This window comes from Nostoc sp. CmiVER01 (genome assembly GCF_034531135.2).
Classification (GTDB): Bacteria; Cyanobacteriota; Cyanobacteriia; order Cyanobacteriales; family Nostocaceae; genus Nostoc.
Map to the genome: position 1 here is coordinate 13728 of NZ_JAVRBU020000028.1, position 15984 is coordinate 29711.

Sequence of the window (15984 nt, forward strand, 5' to 3'; positions counted from 1 at the left end):
TGTTCGGGATCGCACTTGCACTTGTTGACCATTTGCTTAAACCATTTAAAACCCTCTTTGTCACTACGTCCAGCTTTGAAATCTACAAGAACACCCCAAAGGCATTCACTTCCTGTAATGGGTAGAAAGTTACTCGAACCTCCCTATTTTCTTCTTTCCGGCGAATTATCGAAACCGTCTTTGTTGATACTCACCAAGGATTCAGATTCTGTCAGATAGCGATCGCTCTGTAAAAAAGCGGTAATAGCTCTAGCTAGCAGTTCCAGATCAAGTTTTTCCTGAGCCTGACTGATGTTTGTCCCTTTGCTTGCTATAACAATACGGGAGCTAGCAGGCGGCATAGCATTAACTTTACCTCCCAGTATGGCAATGACACTAAAAAATGCGATCGCTTTTTGTGTATGTTTCATGGGTAATTATTCACAACTAAAACCCTCGTTCTCGCGCTCATAGCAGCGCTGCACGTTGCAGTAACTTCCGACTTCAACTTACAACTTCACTTACTAGTTGGTGGAAGTCGGAAGTTAGAAGTTGCGATTGCTGAACCCACCCCTTGAACCGCCCAACCATTCAACTAACGGGAAGCATAGCGATTTTGGCAACGGTTCAGAACCGTTGTTCTGAACCAAATCGGAATGCAGGTTTTTACAAACATCCTAGCTCAATGCCCAATAGCCTCTACTTCTAAAACATCCTCTTAGGGTCTACAACTAGTGGATTGAACACCATTGGGTGCAATTGAAACATTTACTTTATATCCTGCTGGACATGTTTCAATTGAGTTACCTTTTCTAAGTTGGATTTCCTGTGAAAGCTGGCAACTTTGAAACTGTGCTTTCTCATCAAAAGAGATAGATTGTTGAGCTTGGCACTCAAAATTAGATGACCCGGAACTGGGGCTGGAAACCTGCACGGTCGTATCTTGTCCAAGAATACAACTTGCCAACGAACCATTTGGATAATTACTAATTGTCCCACCAACACATGTAACTGACGCAATTGCAGGCAGAGAAACAGCAAAATTGATTGAAAATAAACCAAAAGTTGAAGTTAAAATTACCAAAACTTTAGACGAAAATTTCATAAAAGAAATACTGATTAGTAGAATAAAATTTGTTACTTCATTTCTACTTGAGTCGTGCTAAAGACTGATACAGCAAAGGCACTGATCTTGCTTTAAAGTTTCTGTGAGCTTGGGCTGCAATCATCGGCTGTCTTTGTTCCCACGTCAGCCAACAAAAAAAGCGTTCAAAGCCGCTCTGAAAGGTAGTTTTCAGCCTTTTTACCTCGAAAAATGCCCAAAAAACATTTTCGCTGCATGGTCACGCCAGTTTACAAACCACCAAATATCCTTTGCCCATGCCAAGAGAGAGCGATCGCAGTTGGTACTTGCCGGAGTAAGTTTGTATATAGGCTTTGTCTATATTAATTTCTATATAGGACAATTGAACTTCTTCTAATAATTCAGAACCTTAGCAAACAACAACTAATCGATTAGAGTTTCTTTAAGGAAACTAAACCATTGTCTTGAAAATCTATTTCTAGATGATATCCGGCCATCAGAGAAGTCCCAAGCAAAGGTTTATAACCAGCAGCTAAAACTGGAATCAATCTTTCTATACCGTCCCATACAATTGTTGCCAAATGTATAGATAATAAAGCTTGACTACCGTCGGCTAACCTTGCTTCGGTACTAGAATATAAGGGAAGATTCATCGCACTGACTGCCTGTGATGGTAAAGTAAGATGGTCATTAAATCCAGTATCAATGACAAAATCCAAGTTAAAATCTGGCTGCTCAGGTAAACGAAAAACCACTGGAACTATTGCTCTACCATCGATTACTTTTCCATAAATCATTCAGCAGTACGCTCCACTGCGCCACCAAAACTTACAGCGACATCATAACCAATCCGTATAGTAAACAATCTAGCGTTAGGGTTTTTCTGTTTTAACTTTAACGCTGTTTCTACACCAGTTGCATCTATCCCATATTCACCAGTTTCTGCATCAATCACAATCATCTTGCCGATATTGTCACCAGACTCGACATTTTGACGAATACCGTTTTCGTAAAACTGTTTAGCTCTTAGGGCTACTTCTTCTACACTCCAGAAAATTGATTGCATCACAACTTCACCAAATAATTGCTTCTGAAATCATTGTAGTTTCAGAACTATATAAAGGCGTTTATTATTCTTAACAGGTAGCCAAAAATCTATGGTCATGCCGCAAACCTGAATTTTAATCCTTTTTACTAAAATAAGTTAAGTAATTAAGTAAATCATTAACTCTAAACTCACTACCAGTAGCTAATCGCACTGGTAGGAAAAAAGCCGAAATTCTCCCAGTCCTTCTAGAGCAAGCGTTTTAGCAAATTGAGTTAGAGGAATAAGTTACTCAATTACTTAACTCAATTACTTATTAGTAGAGATTTGGGAATTAGAATTTAGAAACGGGAGAGAACTGCGAGCTTGCTCTTACATACACCAAAGGGGTTGCCGCAAGCATTGCTCCAATTATGTACCAGAGCGATCGCAGAAATGTTTAACGCCACAAGAGATATATAAGATGATTAAGTAATCTAATACTCAAACTCATAAAGGGACATTGATTCTGGCAAATAGCGAGTGACAATTGATTCTCGGCGAGTGACATCATCAAATAATCCGGGTTGAAAGAATTCTACTTGACTTTCAATTATTCTGACATCATCAAATAATCCGGGTTGAAAGAATTCCTCTTGATTTTCAATTCTTAAGGCTTCAGATGTACGATTAATCAACGATATTGTTTGCTCACCACTTAACGGGGATAGTTGATTCTCAAGTTCTAAATGCTCTTCAAAAGACAATGCAGAGCCTGGAACTGGGTCGCTGCACCACATTATTTTTCGGCTGTTTGGATTTTGAAAAACAATGTGATGTGATTCATTTGTGAGCCAACCTTTTGGTGCTGTTGTCACATCCACAAGCCGTAATAAATTTAGATTTGGATCTTCCCACAATATATCCTGGTCAAAAATCATGGGACAGGCATAGTAAACTTTTGCACCTTTTATCTGACTCAATCGACATAAAGTTTCATGTTGAGATTTATTAGTCGATTTATTCGGCTTTAGTGACAAGGCTGAACGATAGTATGGTGTTGTAAACCCGTGAGGAAGATTTTGACTCCTTCGAGTTATTACTTCTACAACTTTGAATTGTAAAAACTCTCCAAAATAGAATTTAGATAATTTTGAGCTACCGTCTGAGATAGCAGAACGGAGTTGCATAAATAAATCCTGCTGGGACAAATCAGATTTTGTCCAACCTTGGTCAAAACCAACCCATACCTCTTTTTGAGGAGAAGGTTTTAAGAGTCTGATACATTTTGCACCAAATCGTTTTTCATACTCTTTAACAATCGCCCGATGAAAGTGCATTTCAAGCAGACTCTCTGGCAACCAATCCATTGCGTGTATCTATACCTTATTTAAGTATTGTGTTTATCTCACTCTTAAGTCAGTATTCCCATTCCTCCCAAATTAGTTACAACTGGCACCGAGCAACCAGCACGAGATTAGCGATCTAGCTCAACGACAGGGGAAAGATGCTTTAGCCAAAAGGGGTAGAAAGTAATACCATGAATGATGGTCACAAGCTATACGCCCCGGTTACTTTTTAGATGGATTTATCACTGCAAAACAAAAACGTTTCTTTTATTTGGTCAATCGCTGATGATTGTCTGCGGGATGTATATGTGCGGGGTAAGTACCGGGATGTGATTCTGCCGATGTTTGTCCTGCGGCGGCTGGATTGTTTGTTAGAAGAGACGAAAGATGCAGTGCTGGAAGAAGTGCGGTTTCAGCGCGAGGAAGCGGGTTTTACGGTGCTTGACTCCATCGGCTTGCGAGAAGCATCAGGCTATGTGTTTTACAATACTTCCGATTGGACATTAAAGAAATTGGTCAAGACTGCTTCTAATAATCGCCAAATTTTAGAAGCGAATTTCAAAGCTTACCTAGATGGCTTTAGCGATAACGTTAAAGAAATTATCGAGAAATTTGAGCTACGCAACCAAATCCGGCGCTTGGTGCAGGCGGATGTGTTGTTGGATGTGCTGGAGAAATTTACCTCACCTTATATCAACCTCAGTCCCCACGATACCCTAGACCCGGATGGGCGAAAACTACCAGGACTGAGTAACCTGGGAATGGGTTATGTATTTGAAGAATTAATCCGCAAGTTTAACGAAGAAAATAACGAAGAAGCCGGTGAACATTTCACCCCCCGCGAAGTTATTAAATTGATGACTCACCTCTTGTTTATCCCAGTCAAGGATAAACTACCACCAGTAATTACGGTGTATGACGGGGCTTGCGGTTCGGGAGGAATGCTGACGGAATCCCAGGATTTTATTACCGTTTCAGAAGGGGAAATTAAATCGCAGGCGGCGGTTTATCTCTATGGTAAGGAAGTGAACGGCGAAACCTACGCGATTTGCAAGTCGGACATGATGATTAAGGGCAACGACCCAGAGAACATCAAGTTTGGTTCGACACTAGCAACGGATGAATTTAGCAGTCTGCGGTTTGACTTTATGTTGTCAAATCCGCCCTATGGGAAGTCGTATAAGTCAGACCAAAAATACATTCTCGATGGGAAGGATGTTTTAGACGGTCGCTTCGAGGTGTTACTAAAAAATTTTAAAGGTGAATTAGAAGTAGTTCCGGCGATTCCCCGTTCTTCCGATGGGCAATTACTGTTTTTGATGGATATGGTCAGCAAAATGAAGCGGCTAGATGAGAGTCCTTTGGGCAGCCGCATTGCTTCAGTTCACAATGGTTCTTCGCTGTTTACTGGGGATGCAGGAAGCGGGGAAAGTAATATTCGCCGCTACATTATTGAAAATGACTGGTTGGAAGCAATTATCCAGTTGCCGAATAATTTGTTCTACAACACGGGGATTACACATATATTTGGGTTCTGTCTAACAACAAAGTACCTCAGCGAAAGGGCAAGGTGCAATTGATTGATGCGTCAGAACTTTATCAAAAATTACGCAAGAATTTGGGAGCGAAGAATTGCGAGTTTGCAACTGAGCATATTGAAAAAATCACCCAGCTTTATTTAGAAATGCCCAATCAAGGTATTTCTAAAGTGTTTGATAACAAAGACTTTGGTTTTTACAAAATTACAGTGGAACGCCCTTTACGACTGGCGGCGCAATTTACACCGGAACGGGTGGCTACGTTGCGTTATGTGCCTGCGCTGCGTGAGGTGATGGCATGGGCTTATGAGCAATGGGGTGATGAGACTTATACAAAATTAGAGGTGCATAAAAAGGCGATTGAGGACTATATTGAGAGTGAACAAATTACCCTATCCCCCAAAGCCAGGAAAGATTTATTATCGCCCAAGACTTGGGAAGCACAACGCAATCTCATGATTGTGGGAGAGCGTTTAATGGAAGCGGTGGAGGATGAATTATCACTTGATTTTAATGTATTTGTAACTGCTGTTGATACAGCATTGAAGTTGTTGGACATTAAGTTGAGCAACAGTGAGAAAAATCAGATTTTAAATGCTGTCAGTTGGCGGGATGAGAACGCCGAAAGGGTGGTGAAGAAGGTACACAAGTTAAAAGGTAATCAACTGAGTGATTTTTTGACGGAGTTGAGAACCACTGAGGATAATTTACCTGACTATGGTTATTGGACTGGGAAGAAAGCGGGGGAATGGGTAGAGTACGAGTCGGATAGTGAGTTGCGGGATACAGAAAATGTGCCGTTAAAAGAACAAATACATGATTACTTTGTACGGGAAGTGCGTCCTCATGTGGCTGATGCGTGGATAGCTTTAGATAAAACGCAGATTGGCTATGAGATTAGTTTTAATAAGTATTTTTATCAGCACAAGCCGTTGAGAACACTGGAGGAAGTAACAGCAGAGATTTTGCAATTGGAACGTGAGACAGAAGGGTTGTTAAAACGGTTAGTAAGTTTTGGGGAGGTGGAGTAATGGCTTTCCCGAAGTATGAGACTTATAAATATAGTGGGGTTGAGTGGTTGGGCGAAATTCCAAGTCATTGGGATTTACAAAATATCCGTGCGGTGACTGAATTAAAATGTGAAAGGAATCGACCTGATTTGCCAGTCCTCTCGGTTTACCGAGAATATGGTGTTTTGCTCAAAGATTCTCGTGATGATAACCACAATGCAACTGGATTAGATATTTCTAGCTACAAAGTTGTTGAAATCGGCGACCTTGTTATCAACAAAATGAAGGCATGGCAAGGCTCAATGGGGATTAGTGATTATCAAGGAATCGTGAGTCCTGCCTACATTATATGCCGAGTAAAATCAGAAAAAATTGAACCTAAGTTTTTGCATTATTTAGTGCGTTCAAAGCCCTACATAGGTGTTTATAATGCTTTGTCCTATGGTGTCCGAGTAAGACAATGGGATATGCACTATGAGGATTTAAAAAAAATTGGTATTCCACTTCCTACTTCTGAAGAACAGCAACGAATAGTTGCTTTTCTAGAGCGCACTACTGCCGAAATTGATGAAGCGATCGCCAAAAAACAGCGTCTCATCAAACTACTGCAAGAGCAAAAAGCCATTCTCATCAATCAAGCTGTCACCAAAGGGCTAAACCCTAAAGCATCCATGCGGGATAGTGGAGTTGAGTGGTTTGGGGAGATTCCTGAGCATTGGGCTACAGCAAAAATTAAACATATTGCAAAATTTTATAGTGGTGGTACACCAAGTAAAGAAAAATCTGAATTTTGGGATGGTGATATTCCTTGGGTTTCTCCCAAAGATATGAAATTTCGTTATATAAAAGATACAGAAGATAAAATTACACAAAAAGCACTTAAAAAAACTACAATTAAACTTTTAGATACTAATGCTGTCCTTATTGTAGTTAGAGGCATGATACTTGCTCGAAAGATCCCTGTAGCTTTAACTTGTTTTTCTGTCACAATTAATCAGGATATGAAGGCATTAGTGCTTAATGTGCATTGTCTACCAGAATATCTAGTTTTTTTAATAGAAGGTGTCAATAAAAACTTGTCAACCTTGCTAGAAGAATCAGGACATGGCACTAAAACATTACCAACGGAGAAGTTGGGTGCTTTCGTTGTCCCAATCCCCCCAAAAGATGAACAAGTAAACATCATAAATTTTATTAAAGAGAATGATGCTCAGACCGACTCATCTATTGCAACTATCAATAAGCAAATTTTGCTATTAGAAGAATTTAGATGCAACATAATAGCGTCAGCCGTCACTGGAAAAATGAAAATGTAAAGCTACTAAGTTACATTAGCCCTAGCGTGACGTACTATCTTATTTATATATGTTGTAAGACCCAAAACCCGAACCTCACGTCTAAGAAATCACCCCATGCCAGCCAAAGACCTCTATCACGATGCTGTAAAAAATGCTCTGATTAAAGATGGGTGGCTGATAATCGCTGACCCTTACATAATTAAATATGAAGACGCTGAACTATACGCTGACTTAGCCGCAGAAAAACCTATTGCCGCAGAACGCCAGGGGCAGAAAATTGTTGTTGAAATTAAAAGCTTTGTGGGTAAATCTCAGATGTACGACTTCCACAACGCCCTTGGACAGTACATCGTCTATCGCAACCTCATCCAAGTTAGCGAACCTGAATATAATTTGTACTTAGCAATTGACGACATTGTTTATTTCAACTTTTTTCAACGTCCATCAGTCCAACTCATTACCCGCCAAAACAACCTGCAATTAATTGCCGTAGATACTCAACAGGAGCAAATCGTGCAATGGATACATTAATCCGCTATCGCCATGCTATCCAAGAAACCATTAAAAAATACTATGAGATGGCCAATTCTCAAACCGCTAACACCACAGAAACTACAATTAGCAATGGCGTTTTGCCCAGTGTAGCTGATCGGCTGATTTTAGACGAACAGCACGACCAATACCTGTGGTTACGGTGCGGTTGGGATGCTAAAAAACGAGTGCAGCACATTATTCTATACCTTCAGATTCAAAACGGTAAAATTTGGGTGGAAGAAGACAGCACCGACTTGGGGATTGTTGATGACTTGTTGGCAGCAGGTATCCCCAAAGCCGATATTATTTTAGGCTTCCATCACCCTAGTAAACGCCCACTCACTGAATTTGCGATCACTTAGACACATAGCACACTCGGCTACAAAGAATTATCATAGGAAAAATACTCGTATAAAATATAACGGATTTCCTATGGTTAGCAAAACCAACGAGCAAGCACTGGAAAACTGTATCAAAACTGCACTCGTTGAACGCGCTGGCTACGAAGAAGGAAACCCCGCAGATTTTGATCGAGAGTTTGCTATCGACCGGGAGAAATTCTGGCGCTTTTTAGAAACTACCCAGCCCGAAGAACTGGCCAAACTCAAAGACCGTCCCAACTGGCAACGCCTAATTCTGGAACGTTGCGATCGCAAAATCAAAAAAGATGGCATCCTCTCTGTTCTTAAAAAAGGATTATCCATTGATGATGCTCACCTGACCTTGCTTTACAGCCTCCCCTACAACGAGACAAATCCGGCTGTTTTAGAGAACTTTGAAAAAAATATCTTTTCGATTACCTGCCAGGTACATTACTCTGAAAGCGATGCAGGGTTATCCATTGATATTGTGCTGTTTCTTAACGGTTTAGCGATCGCCACGATGGAATTAAAAAACCCCTGGACGGGTCAAAGTGTTTACCACGCCAAAAAACAATACCGCGAAGACCGCAATCCCCAAGAACCACTGCTGCAATTTAGTCGTTGTCTAGTCCACTTTGCTGTTGATACCGATGAAGTGTGGATGACCACAAAATTAGACCATGAGAAAACTTACTTTCTACCTTTCAACAAAGGTTTTAATTTTGGCAAGGGCAACCCACCCAACCCAAATGGTCACAAATCTGCATACTTATGGGAATCTATTCTCACCCGCCAAAGTTTTACCAACATTATTGAACACTTCGCCATTCTCATCCCCGGTGATACCAAAACACCCCTTGCTCAAAAAAACCTTTATTTCCCCCGTTATCACCAACTTGATGTCGTTCGTCAACTCCTCACGGATGCCCGAACACGGGGCACAGGACAGACTTATTTAATTCAGCATTCCGCAGGTTCGGGTAAATCTAATTCCATCACCTGGACGGCATATCAGTTAATCGAACTCTACGCTAAAGGTGCAGATAGTCCCCTGTTTGATTCGGTTGTGGTTGTCACAGATAGACGCATTCTTGACAGACAACTCAAAGATAATATTAAAGATTTCTCTCAAGTAAAAAACATCGTTGCCCATGCCACCAATGCCCAAGAATTAAAAATTGCTCTAGAGAACGGTAAAAAAATTATTATTACTACAATTCAAAAATTCCCCTTTATTGTTGACGGCATTGAGGATTTGAGCAGTAGTACTTTTGCTGTAATTATCGATGAGGCTCACTCATCACAAAGCGGGAAGGCTGCTGATAACTTGAATATGACTCTCGCTAAAGAAGAGGATGAGGAAGAACCCGAAGATTTACAAGACAAAATTCTCAAAGCAATGTCAGGGCGCAAAGTTGGTAAAAATGCTTCCTACTTTGCTTTTACTGCCACACCCAAAAACGCAACTTTAGAAAAATTCGGTCGGCGCATGGCAGACGGTAAGTTCGTGCCATTTCATCTCTACTCGATGAAACAAGCAATCGAAGAAGGCTTTATTCTTGACGTACTAGCCAATTACACTACTTACAAAAGCTATTACGAAATTCAAAAATCCATTTTAGATAATCCCATCTTTGACACTGCCAAAGCCCAGAAAAAGCTCCGGGCTTATGTGGAAGGACATAAACAAACCATTGGTACTAAAGCCGATATTATGGTTACTCATTTTATCGAACAGGTATGGGTACCCAAAAAGCTCAAGGGCAAGGCCAAAGCGATGGTCGTTACCCGCAACATTGAAACTACCATTCGCTACTTCTTCGCCATCCGCGAACTGTTAAGACAGGCGAACGCACCTTTTAAAGCAATCATTGCCTTCTCTGGTAAAAAAACAGTAGACGGCATTGAATATACCAAAGACATCATCAACGGCTTCCCCAGCAAAGATATTTCCGACGAATTTAAAAAAGACGATTACAAAATCTTGGTTGTTGCAAATAAATTTCTTATTGGGTTTGACGAACCCCTGCTACACAGTATGTATGTTGATAAAAAATTGCAGTCGGTGCTGGCAGTGCAAACCCTATCTTGCCTCAATCGTTGCAACGATAAAATGGGTAAACAAGATACCTTCGTTCTCGATTTTTACAACACCGTCAGCGACATCAAAATCGCTTTTGACCCATTTTATACTGCCACATCCCTGAGCGAACCCACCGATGTTAATGTCCTCCACGATCTCAAAGAAGTTTTAGATGATGTGGGTGTTTACGAATGGTATGAAGTCGAACAATTCAACGAATTATTTTTCAACAAAGCCGAAGCAGAACAACTCAGTCCTCTCATCGACACCGCCGCATCTCGTTTCAACGCAGAATTAAGACTCGAAGACGAAGCAAAAATCGACTTTAAAATCAAAGCAAAACAGTTCGTTAAAATCTACAGCCAAGTAGCCTGTATCATTCCTTATAACAACATCCAGTGAGAAATGCTGCACTGGTTCCTGAAATTCCTTATTCCCAAACTTGCAGTTAAAAACCCCGACCAAGACCAACTCGATGAACTCCTGGAAAGTGTAGACCTCTCTACCTATGGTATTGAGCGAGTTAAATTAAATCACACCATTGAACTTGATGCTTCGGAATCTGAAATTGACCCGCAAAATTCCAATTTACGCGGCTACCATGACGATGCACCACAAAGAGACCCCCTTGATGAAATCATATCCGCCTTTAATAATCGATTTTTTACAGGCTGGGATGCTACTCCGCAAGAACAACGGGTGAAATTCATTAATATAGCTAGACACGTAATTGACAACCCCTATTACCAAAATCAAGTCGTCAACAACCCAGACGAACAAAATCGCCGTCTTGCTTTAGAAGAATTAATTAAACAAGCGATCAACAGAGAACGCAAACGTGAACTCGACTTGTACAAACGTTACGCATCTGACCCAGAATTTAAACGGGCCTTTGATGCCAGCATCATGCAGTTACTTGCTCAAGGTAATCTAGATGGATTCCAGCAGCTTTTAGGATAGAGAGCTTGTCAATAAGGTTGAGAGTAACTTTCCCAAAATTGGGAATGCCACAAACCTGAATTTTTATCTTTTTTACTCAAACTAGTTAAGTAATTAAGTAATTAAGTAGAAAACCAACTGCATTCCGATCACAGTGACATCCTTCCATTACTGGGATTATACTTATCTCAATTAAGTAATTGAGTTAAGGAAATGCCCATTATTTCGTTTTGCAATCAGAAGGGCGGTTGCGGAAAAACAGTGGGGGCAGTCCATCTAGCCGCTTGGCTGCATCGCAAACGCAAGAAAATACACTTTGTCGATGCAGATCCACAAAGCAGTGGGTCAACTTGGATGTCCCTGTTGTCTAACCAAATACCCACATCAAAAATTACTGACGCTAACGAGCTGATCGAGAGATTGCCAGAGTTTGCTGAACAATTCCAGCTTGTAGTTGTCGATGGTGCGCCAAACACGACCGAATCAACACGAGCGATTTTGTGTTTATCGGATGTTTCGGTAACACCCATTCAACCAACTGGATTGGATCTGCATTCTGCTTCAGAGGCAATAAGGCTGATCAAGTCCGCGCAAAAAATAACTGGGGGGCGGCCAATAGCAGCAGTATTCCTCTCCCGCGCATCAAAAGGAACAAGGCTAAAAGAAGAGGCATTATCATTGCTCAGTCAAATTCCCGACGTGAAGTTACTCAAAACTGTGATCCACAATAAGCAAGCCATTGCCGATTGCTTTACTCAACAATGCACCATTTTTGAAATGAAAAAAGCAGAAGATTCGGCTCAAGAGTTTGAGCAATTGTGCAAAGAGATATTGGGATTACTGAAATGAATACTAGACGAAAAAGGCTAGACGATGATACCGCTAAGTTCATTTTTCCTGAAGACGAACCGAATAAAAAAACGACTGGCGCGGCTAAAAAACAAAAGTTGCAATCTAACGATTTATTAGAGAAATTAACTCAACAATCTACACCAAGAGAAAAACCTATTCGCGTCAGTCTGGATCTATCTCCAGAAATGCACTCTAAACTTACTAACCTGGCTAACCGAACAGGTAGGAAAAAAGCTGAAATTCTCCGGGTTCTTCTAGAGCAAGCGTTTGAGGGGATTGATCTAGAGTAATGAGTTACTCAATTACTTAACTTAATTACTTATTTGTGGAGACTTGGTATTGGATTATTTTTACTGTTAGAGTTATATAATGCGATGTTGTTTTTAGTGACTTGTGTAATCGATGAAGGCGTGTATGACAGTTCGTTTATTGTCGTAGAGGCAGAATCTGATCTAGAGATTGCCGAACACATGCTGTCCAACACATCAAAATGGAAATGGTTTCTAGACCGAGCATATCCGCATGATTGGCAGCATCGTCAACAAAAATTTGCAGGTTCTTTAATGGACTGTATCCGAGAAAATCCTGCGATGAGTCCACAAGAATTACTGGATTTGATTAACATCACTTCTGTGGACGGTGACTCAACATCGCAATTGCGAATTTATCCAATCACCGTGCGATCGCTGCGAGAGGTAGAAACTGATCCTTGGAAACGGGAAGACCTAAAAAGAAGTACTGGCTATTGAATTAGTGAGCTAACGGGTGGCACGAGCCATCCTTTTTTTTACTTATGAGAATTTGGCTTACCAAGTATTGAATATTTTACTAGCCAATCGTTATTAGGTTTCAATCCCAGTGATTGAAAATGATTTGTCCTATTTGATTCGGTGTCCAGTATCGATAATCTTTTAACTCTTCTGCACTCAAATCTGCAACATGTTCTTCTGTTGGATCAGTTTCTAAATACTCTTTAGTCAGCACCTCATACTTCAAGGACTCAAATGCAGGCACCTCATACTCCAAGGACTCAAATGCAGCTTGCAATAGTGGCACATCAAAAAAAACAAATGGTATATCTTCTGTGCTGCTGAAAGCGAGCATATAATAATTTAGCAGGATGGTGACATTCATACTGTTACAGTTATGATATTCCCGCAATTGCATACGGCACAAGCGATAATTTCTGTACTGTCCACCCTCTCTCACTTCTAAAACTTTTGCATGTATGGTACGTGCAACTTCATAGCAGTCAGCACGAAACTGTTTCAAATCCCGAAATCCAATACCTCTACTAATGCCTCTGGGTAATTTTTTTATCATTGTTAAAATTAGATGCCCTGATAGTAAAGCTTACAGGCATAAAGAACTTAACTTATAAGAAAGTCGCTGCGGTCAAATAATTCGTTGCTCTACACTATCAGTCAGAAGAAAAAGCCGTATTTTGCGAGAAAGTCAAACTCGGCGTGTAAACTTCATTTGGTAATCATCCCTGAGCTTTTTGAGAGGAAACTGGACAAACTTGGCTTCGCCTGTTGCTTCCCAGTTAAACATTTGTAGCAAATGAGACGCGAACACTTTTGTAATTGCGATCGCCATCTGCGCTCCCAGGCAAGCATGGACACCGCCACCAAAGGGAATAAATTGATACATCTTGTCTTCGCTACGTGACGGCAGAAAACGCTCTGGTGCAAATATTTCTGGTTCGGGAAAGTACTCTGGTGTAATGTGTGCGATTCGTGGTTCTGCAATAATTACACAGCCTTTATTATAGAGTACGCCATCAAGTACCACAGACTTGGTGAGTAGACGACTGGCTGTAGAACTGGGTGGTAGAGTACGTAGTGTTTCCTTAATTGTTGCCTCTAAATATACCATTTGCTTTAACTGTTCGGGTGAGAACATAGTGACTTGACTGTTTCCACCTGTAAGAGTGGCTTGCTCAAGTCGCAGTCGTGAAATAACTTGCGGATGGCGGGCAATTTGGTACATGAGCGAAGATATCAGCCCGGATACCTCATAATCCGATGCCCATAATTGCAGTAAACACTGATTCTCTATTAACTGATCACTAAATACTCCATCGGGATTTTCTTGCTGGCTGTCTAGCATCATTGAGAGGAAATCAGCCGTGGGCTGGATAACTTTGTCCTCACCTCGCCGCCTTTGCACCACAGCACGCATAAATTCTAAGAGTTTGGTACGTGCCGAAAGCCCACGCCCGTATTTTGTCAAGGGAGACTTCCATTGAGACAAACCATAGAAACCATCAAAGTATGTTTTGTACAGAGCTTTTAACTCTGCTTTTGACGTAATTGGTAGTCCTTTGAAAGAGAGAGGAGCAGAGTCATCTAAACTGATTCCCAATAGCACAGGGGTGAGTATATCAAAGCAAATCTTCTCCACTGCCGGGTATACCGCTATGGTACTGGGGGTAGTCCAGCTATTCATCCCACGCACAATTACGTCATTGATTAGCGGTGTATAGCCATCAAGTACACGACCAGTCATTCCGGGTGCGAGTGCATTTTTACGCTGACGATGCAAATCGGGTCTTTGAAACAGACTGTACTCACCAAACATATCCATTGTGGTTGCTGGCAGTGCAATCTCTGTATATCTCAAATCTCCATTAAATGCCATTTGAATAGCTTTAGCGTCGCCTACAAAGATGGTAGTGCGACCAAAGACTCCTGTGTTAAAAATAGGGCCATACTCTTGCAAATTTTGGCGACAGAATCGATCCGGATTCGCAATGTAGCTAAATGTGTCATACCACTTTGGCTTTCTTGGTGGAGTGGTAGTGCCAGTAGGTGGCGCTTGCCCATCCTCAATTACTTTTACTTCTTCAGCATTGGCAATGTTGTGCATAGCGGCAGCGAAGCTCAAATTTATTCTAGTGTTCTCGGTTTGTTCAAATAGGTGGAGATGCCGGCGCACTTTCGGAAGGTGTATGCAGTGCTATTACTCCACACTTTCATTCCCAGTAATTGTAGCGTTTGATAGGCTATTTTTACGCCTTGTACGTGAAAACCTGTACTGTTTAGTATTGGGAATGGTTGTTGACAATACCACACCCATTATCCAGCACTTGGGGACATCTCAGAAATAGCGATCGCCTTTATAATGCGATGGCTAAAGTTCCCGATCGGGATGAGGTGCGAAATCTTGCATTATTGCAGAAGCCATAACCAATTATGGGAATGTAAGAGCGATAAAATTCCCAACGTTGGGAATTGCTGAAAATCTGAGAGGATAAAATAAGTCTAATTTAGCACTGCAAAAATCTGGCATCTTGCTTAGACTGTCCCATGTACCCATCTCTAAGTTCTAATTTTTCAGGGCAACGGGCAACGAAATCATCAAACTTAAGGGGGTTAGTTCCTAAACCAATTTTATCTAAATCCTTTTTCTTAACCATACTGATAGCACTCCTGATAACAAAATAAATTAGGTGATTGGCGGTTTTATTACCTGGAAATCCCAGCATTGGGAAACTGACTTCATTAACCAATAATTCATCGAAATAGATTAGGGATATACAAGCTTTGTAATTTCCCGTCCCACTCTCTATTTTTTGTGATTAGATACGTTGACCAATAAAAACCAAACGCCCAAGGTATAGTCCGAGGGCGTTTGGTTCCTATCGAAGCGCTTTCAGCCGCGCTAACAATTTAGGATTTTTGGGCTTGGACATTAACTTGTAGAGCCAAGCAGGACGTACATCCTTGTAAACAACCAACCCTTCTTGAATTAAGTAATTCAGGCATCGGTTGACTGTAGGTCTGCTTAAATTGGTAGCCTCAGCCAGATCCTTGGCAGTTATCCAAGAACTAGCCTGAGCTAATTCCCCATAGATATCTATGAGGGAATTAGAAATTACTTTCATGTACGATCGCTCCTTTTGTAGTAATTAGTAGCGTGAGAAGCTT

Annotated in this window: 21 protein-coding genes; 11 read left to right on the forward strand and 10 right to left on the reverse strand. The window is 41.0% G+C overall.

Translation table 11 applies throughout. From position 1 onward, the window contains the following. Positions 1–143 precede the first annotated feature (143 nt). From RMZ43_RS32900 to RMZ43_RS32925, 6 genes are all read right to left on the reverse strand, one after another. Positions 144–410: a hypothetical protein gene (locus tag RMZ43_RS32900; protein WP_322651667.1), complete on the reverse strand. Its 267-nt coding sequence runs from the start codon at positions 408–410 to the stop codon at positions 144–146. A gap of 287 nt (positions 411–697) precedes the next feature. Then, entirely contained in the window at positions 698–1084 is a 387-nt protein-coding gene (locus tag RMZ43_RS32905) for a hypothetical protein (protein ID WP_428850959.1), read from the reverse strand. Between the two features lie 238 nt (positions 1085–1322). Then, on the reverse strand, positions 1323–1445 hold the full coding sequence (locus RMZ43_RS32910) for a hypothetical protein (RefSeq protein ID WP_322651669.1): 123 nt from the start codon (positions 1443–1445) through the stop codon (positions 1323–1325). A gap of 49 nt (positions 1446–1494) precedes the next feature. After that, positions 1495–1860, reverse strand: coding sequence for a clan AA aspartic protease (locus RMZ43_RS32915; RefSeq protein ID WP_322651670.1), 366 nt, complete (start codon positions 1858–1860; stop codon positions 1495–1497). Then, positions 1857–2129 carry a hypothetical protein gene (locus RMZ43_RS32920; RefSeq protein WP_322651671.1) on the reverse strand — a complete coding sequence of 91 codons (273 nt, stop codon included), beginning with the start codon at positions 2127–2129 and terminating at the stop codon, positions 1857–1859. Before RMZ43_RS32920 ends, RMZ43_RS32915 begins: the two co-directional genes overlap by 4 nt. 455 nt (positions 2130–2584) lie before the next feature. Further along, complete coding sequence (locus RMZ43_RS32925) at positions 2585–3457, reverse strand: hypothetical protein (protein ID WP_322651672.1); 873 nt, start codon at positions 3455–3457, stop codon at positions 2585–2587. A 212-nt stretch (positions 3458–3669) separates the two neighbouring features. Here RMZ43_RS32925 and RMZ43_RS32930 point away from each other — a divergent pair, with 212 nt between their 5' ends. The 10 genes from RMZ43_RS32930 (at position 3670) to RMZ43_RS32975 (ending at position 12801) form a co-directional block, all read left to right on the forward strand. Next, a complete protein-coding gene (locus RMZ43_RS32930) occupies positions 3670–5016 on the forward strand; it encodes a type I restriction-modification system subunit M (protein WP_322651673.1) in 1347 nt (448 codons plus the stop codon). Next, on the forward strand, positions 5007–6005 hold the full coding sequence (locus tag RMZ43_RS32935) for a hypothetical protein (protein ID WP_322651674.1): 999 nt from the start codon (positions 5007–5009) through the stop codon (positions 6003–6005). Before RMZ43_RS32930 ends, RMZ43_RS32935 begins: the two co-directional genes overlap by 10 nt. Next, entirely contained in the window at positions 6005–7300 is a 1296-nt protein-coding gene (locus RMZ43_RS32940) for a restriction endonuclease subunit S (protein WP_322655838.1), read from the forward strand. The genes RMZ43_RS32935 and RMZ43_RS32940 overlap by 1 nt, the downstream gene beginning before the upstream one ends. Before the next feature lie 96 nt (positions 7301–7396). Next, positions 7397–7813, forward strand: coding sequence for a XisH family protein (locus RMZ43_RS32945; RefSeq protein ID WP_322651676.1), 417 nt, complete (start codon positions 7397–7399; stop codon positions 7811–7813). Beyond that, the gene (locus RMZ43_RS32950) at positions 7801–8178 is read left to right on the forward strand and encodes a XisI protein (protein WP_322651677.1); all 378 of its coding nucleotides are present in this window, start codon (positions 7801–7803) and stop codon (positions 8176–8178) included. The genes RMZ43_RS32945 and RMZ43_RS32950 overlap by 13 nt, the downstream gene beginning before the upstream one ends. A 70-nt stretch (positions 8179–8248) precedes the next feature. Then, positions 8249–10663 (forward strand): type I restriction endonuclease subunit R, encoded by a 2415-nt coding sequence (locus tag RMZ43_RS32955; protein WP_322655839.1) that lies wholly within the window; start codon positions 8249–8251, stop codon positions 10661–10663. A gap of 3 nt (positions 10664–10666) precedes the next feature. After that, complete coding sequence (locus RMZ43_RS32960) at positions 10667–11221, forward strand: hypothetical protein (protein WP_322655840.1); 555 nt, start codon at positions 10667–10669, stop codon at positions 11219–11221. A gap of 192 nt (positions 11222–11413) precedes the next feature. Continuing rightward, positions 11414–12049 (forward strand): AAA family ATPase, encoded by a 636-nt coding sequence (locus RMZ43_RS32965; protein WP_322651679.1) that lies wholly within the window; start codon positions 11414–11416, stop codon positions 12047–12049. Continuing rightward, positions 12046–12342 (forward strand): hypothetical protein, encoded by a 297-nt coding sequence (locus tag RMZ43_RS32970; RefSeq protein WP_322651680.1) that lies wholly within the window; start codon positions 12046–12048, stop codon positions 12340–12342. Before RMZ43_RS32965 ends, RMZ43_RS32970 begins: the two co-directional genes overlap by 4 nt. Positions 12343–12426: 84 nt before the next feature. Then, entirely contained in the window at positions 12427–12801 is a 375-nt protein-coding gene (locus RMZ43_RS32975) for a hypothetical protein (protein WP_322655841.1), read from the forward strand. Between the two features lie 100 nt (positions 12802–12901). Here RMZ43_RS32975 and RMZ43_RS32980 read toward each other — a convergent pair whose 3' ends face one another. Next, on the reverse strand, positions 12902–13375 hold the full coding sequence (locus RMZ43_RS32980; protein ID WP_322651682.1) for a hypothetical protein: 474 nt from the start codon (positions 13373–13375) through the stop codon (positions 12902–12904). Between the two features lie 132 nt (positions 13376–13507). Then, on the reverse strand, positions 13508–14941 hold the full coding sequence (locus tag RMZ43_RS32985) for a cytochrome P450 (RefSeq protein WP_322651683.1): 1434 nt from the start codon (positions 14939–14941) through the stop codon (positions 13508–13510). A 173-nt stretch (positions 14942–15114) separates the two neighbouring features. Between RMZ43_RS32985 and RMZ43_RS32990 the strand changes: the two genes are divergently transcribed. Then, on the forward strand, positions 15115–15243 hold the full coding sequence (locus tag RMZ43_RS32990; protein ID WP_322651684.1) for a hypothetical protein: 129 nt from the start codon (positions 15115–15117) through the stop codon (positions 15241–15243). A gap of 80 nt (positions 15244–15323) precedes the next feature. Here RMZ43_RS32990 and RMZ43_RS32995 read toward each other — a convergent pair whose 3' ends face one another. Both RMZ43_RS32995 and RMZ43_RS33000 read right to left on the reverse strand, forming a co-directional pair. Next, positions 15324–15473, reverse strand: coding sequence for a hypothetical protein (locus RMZ43_RS32995; RefSeq protein ID WP_428850960.1), 150 nt, complete (start codon positions 15471–15473; stop codon positions 15324–15326). 222 nt (positions 15474–15695) lie between these two features. Next, positions 15696–15941: a winged helix-turn-helix transcriptional regulator gene (locus RMZ43_RS33000; protein WP_322651686.1), complete on the reverse strand. Its 246-nt coding sequence runs from the start codon at positions 15939–15941 to the stop codon at positions 15696–15698. Positions 15942–15984: the final 43 nt, after the last annotated feature.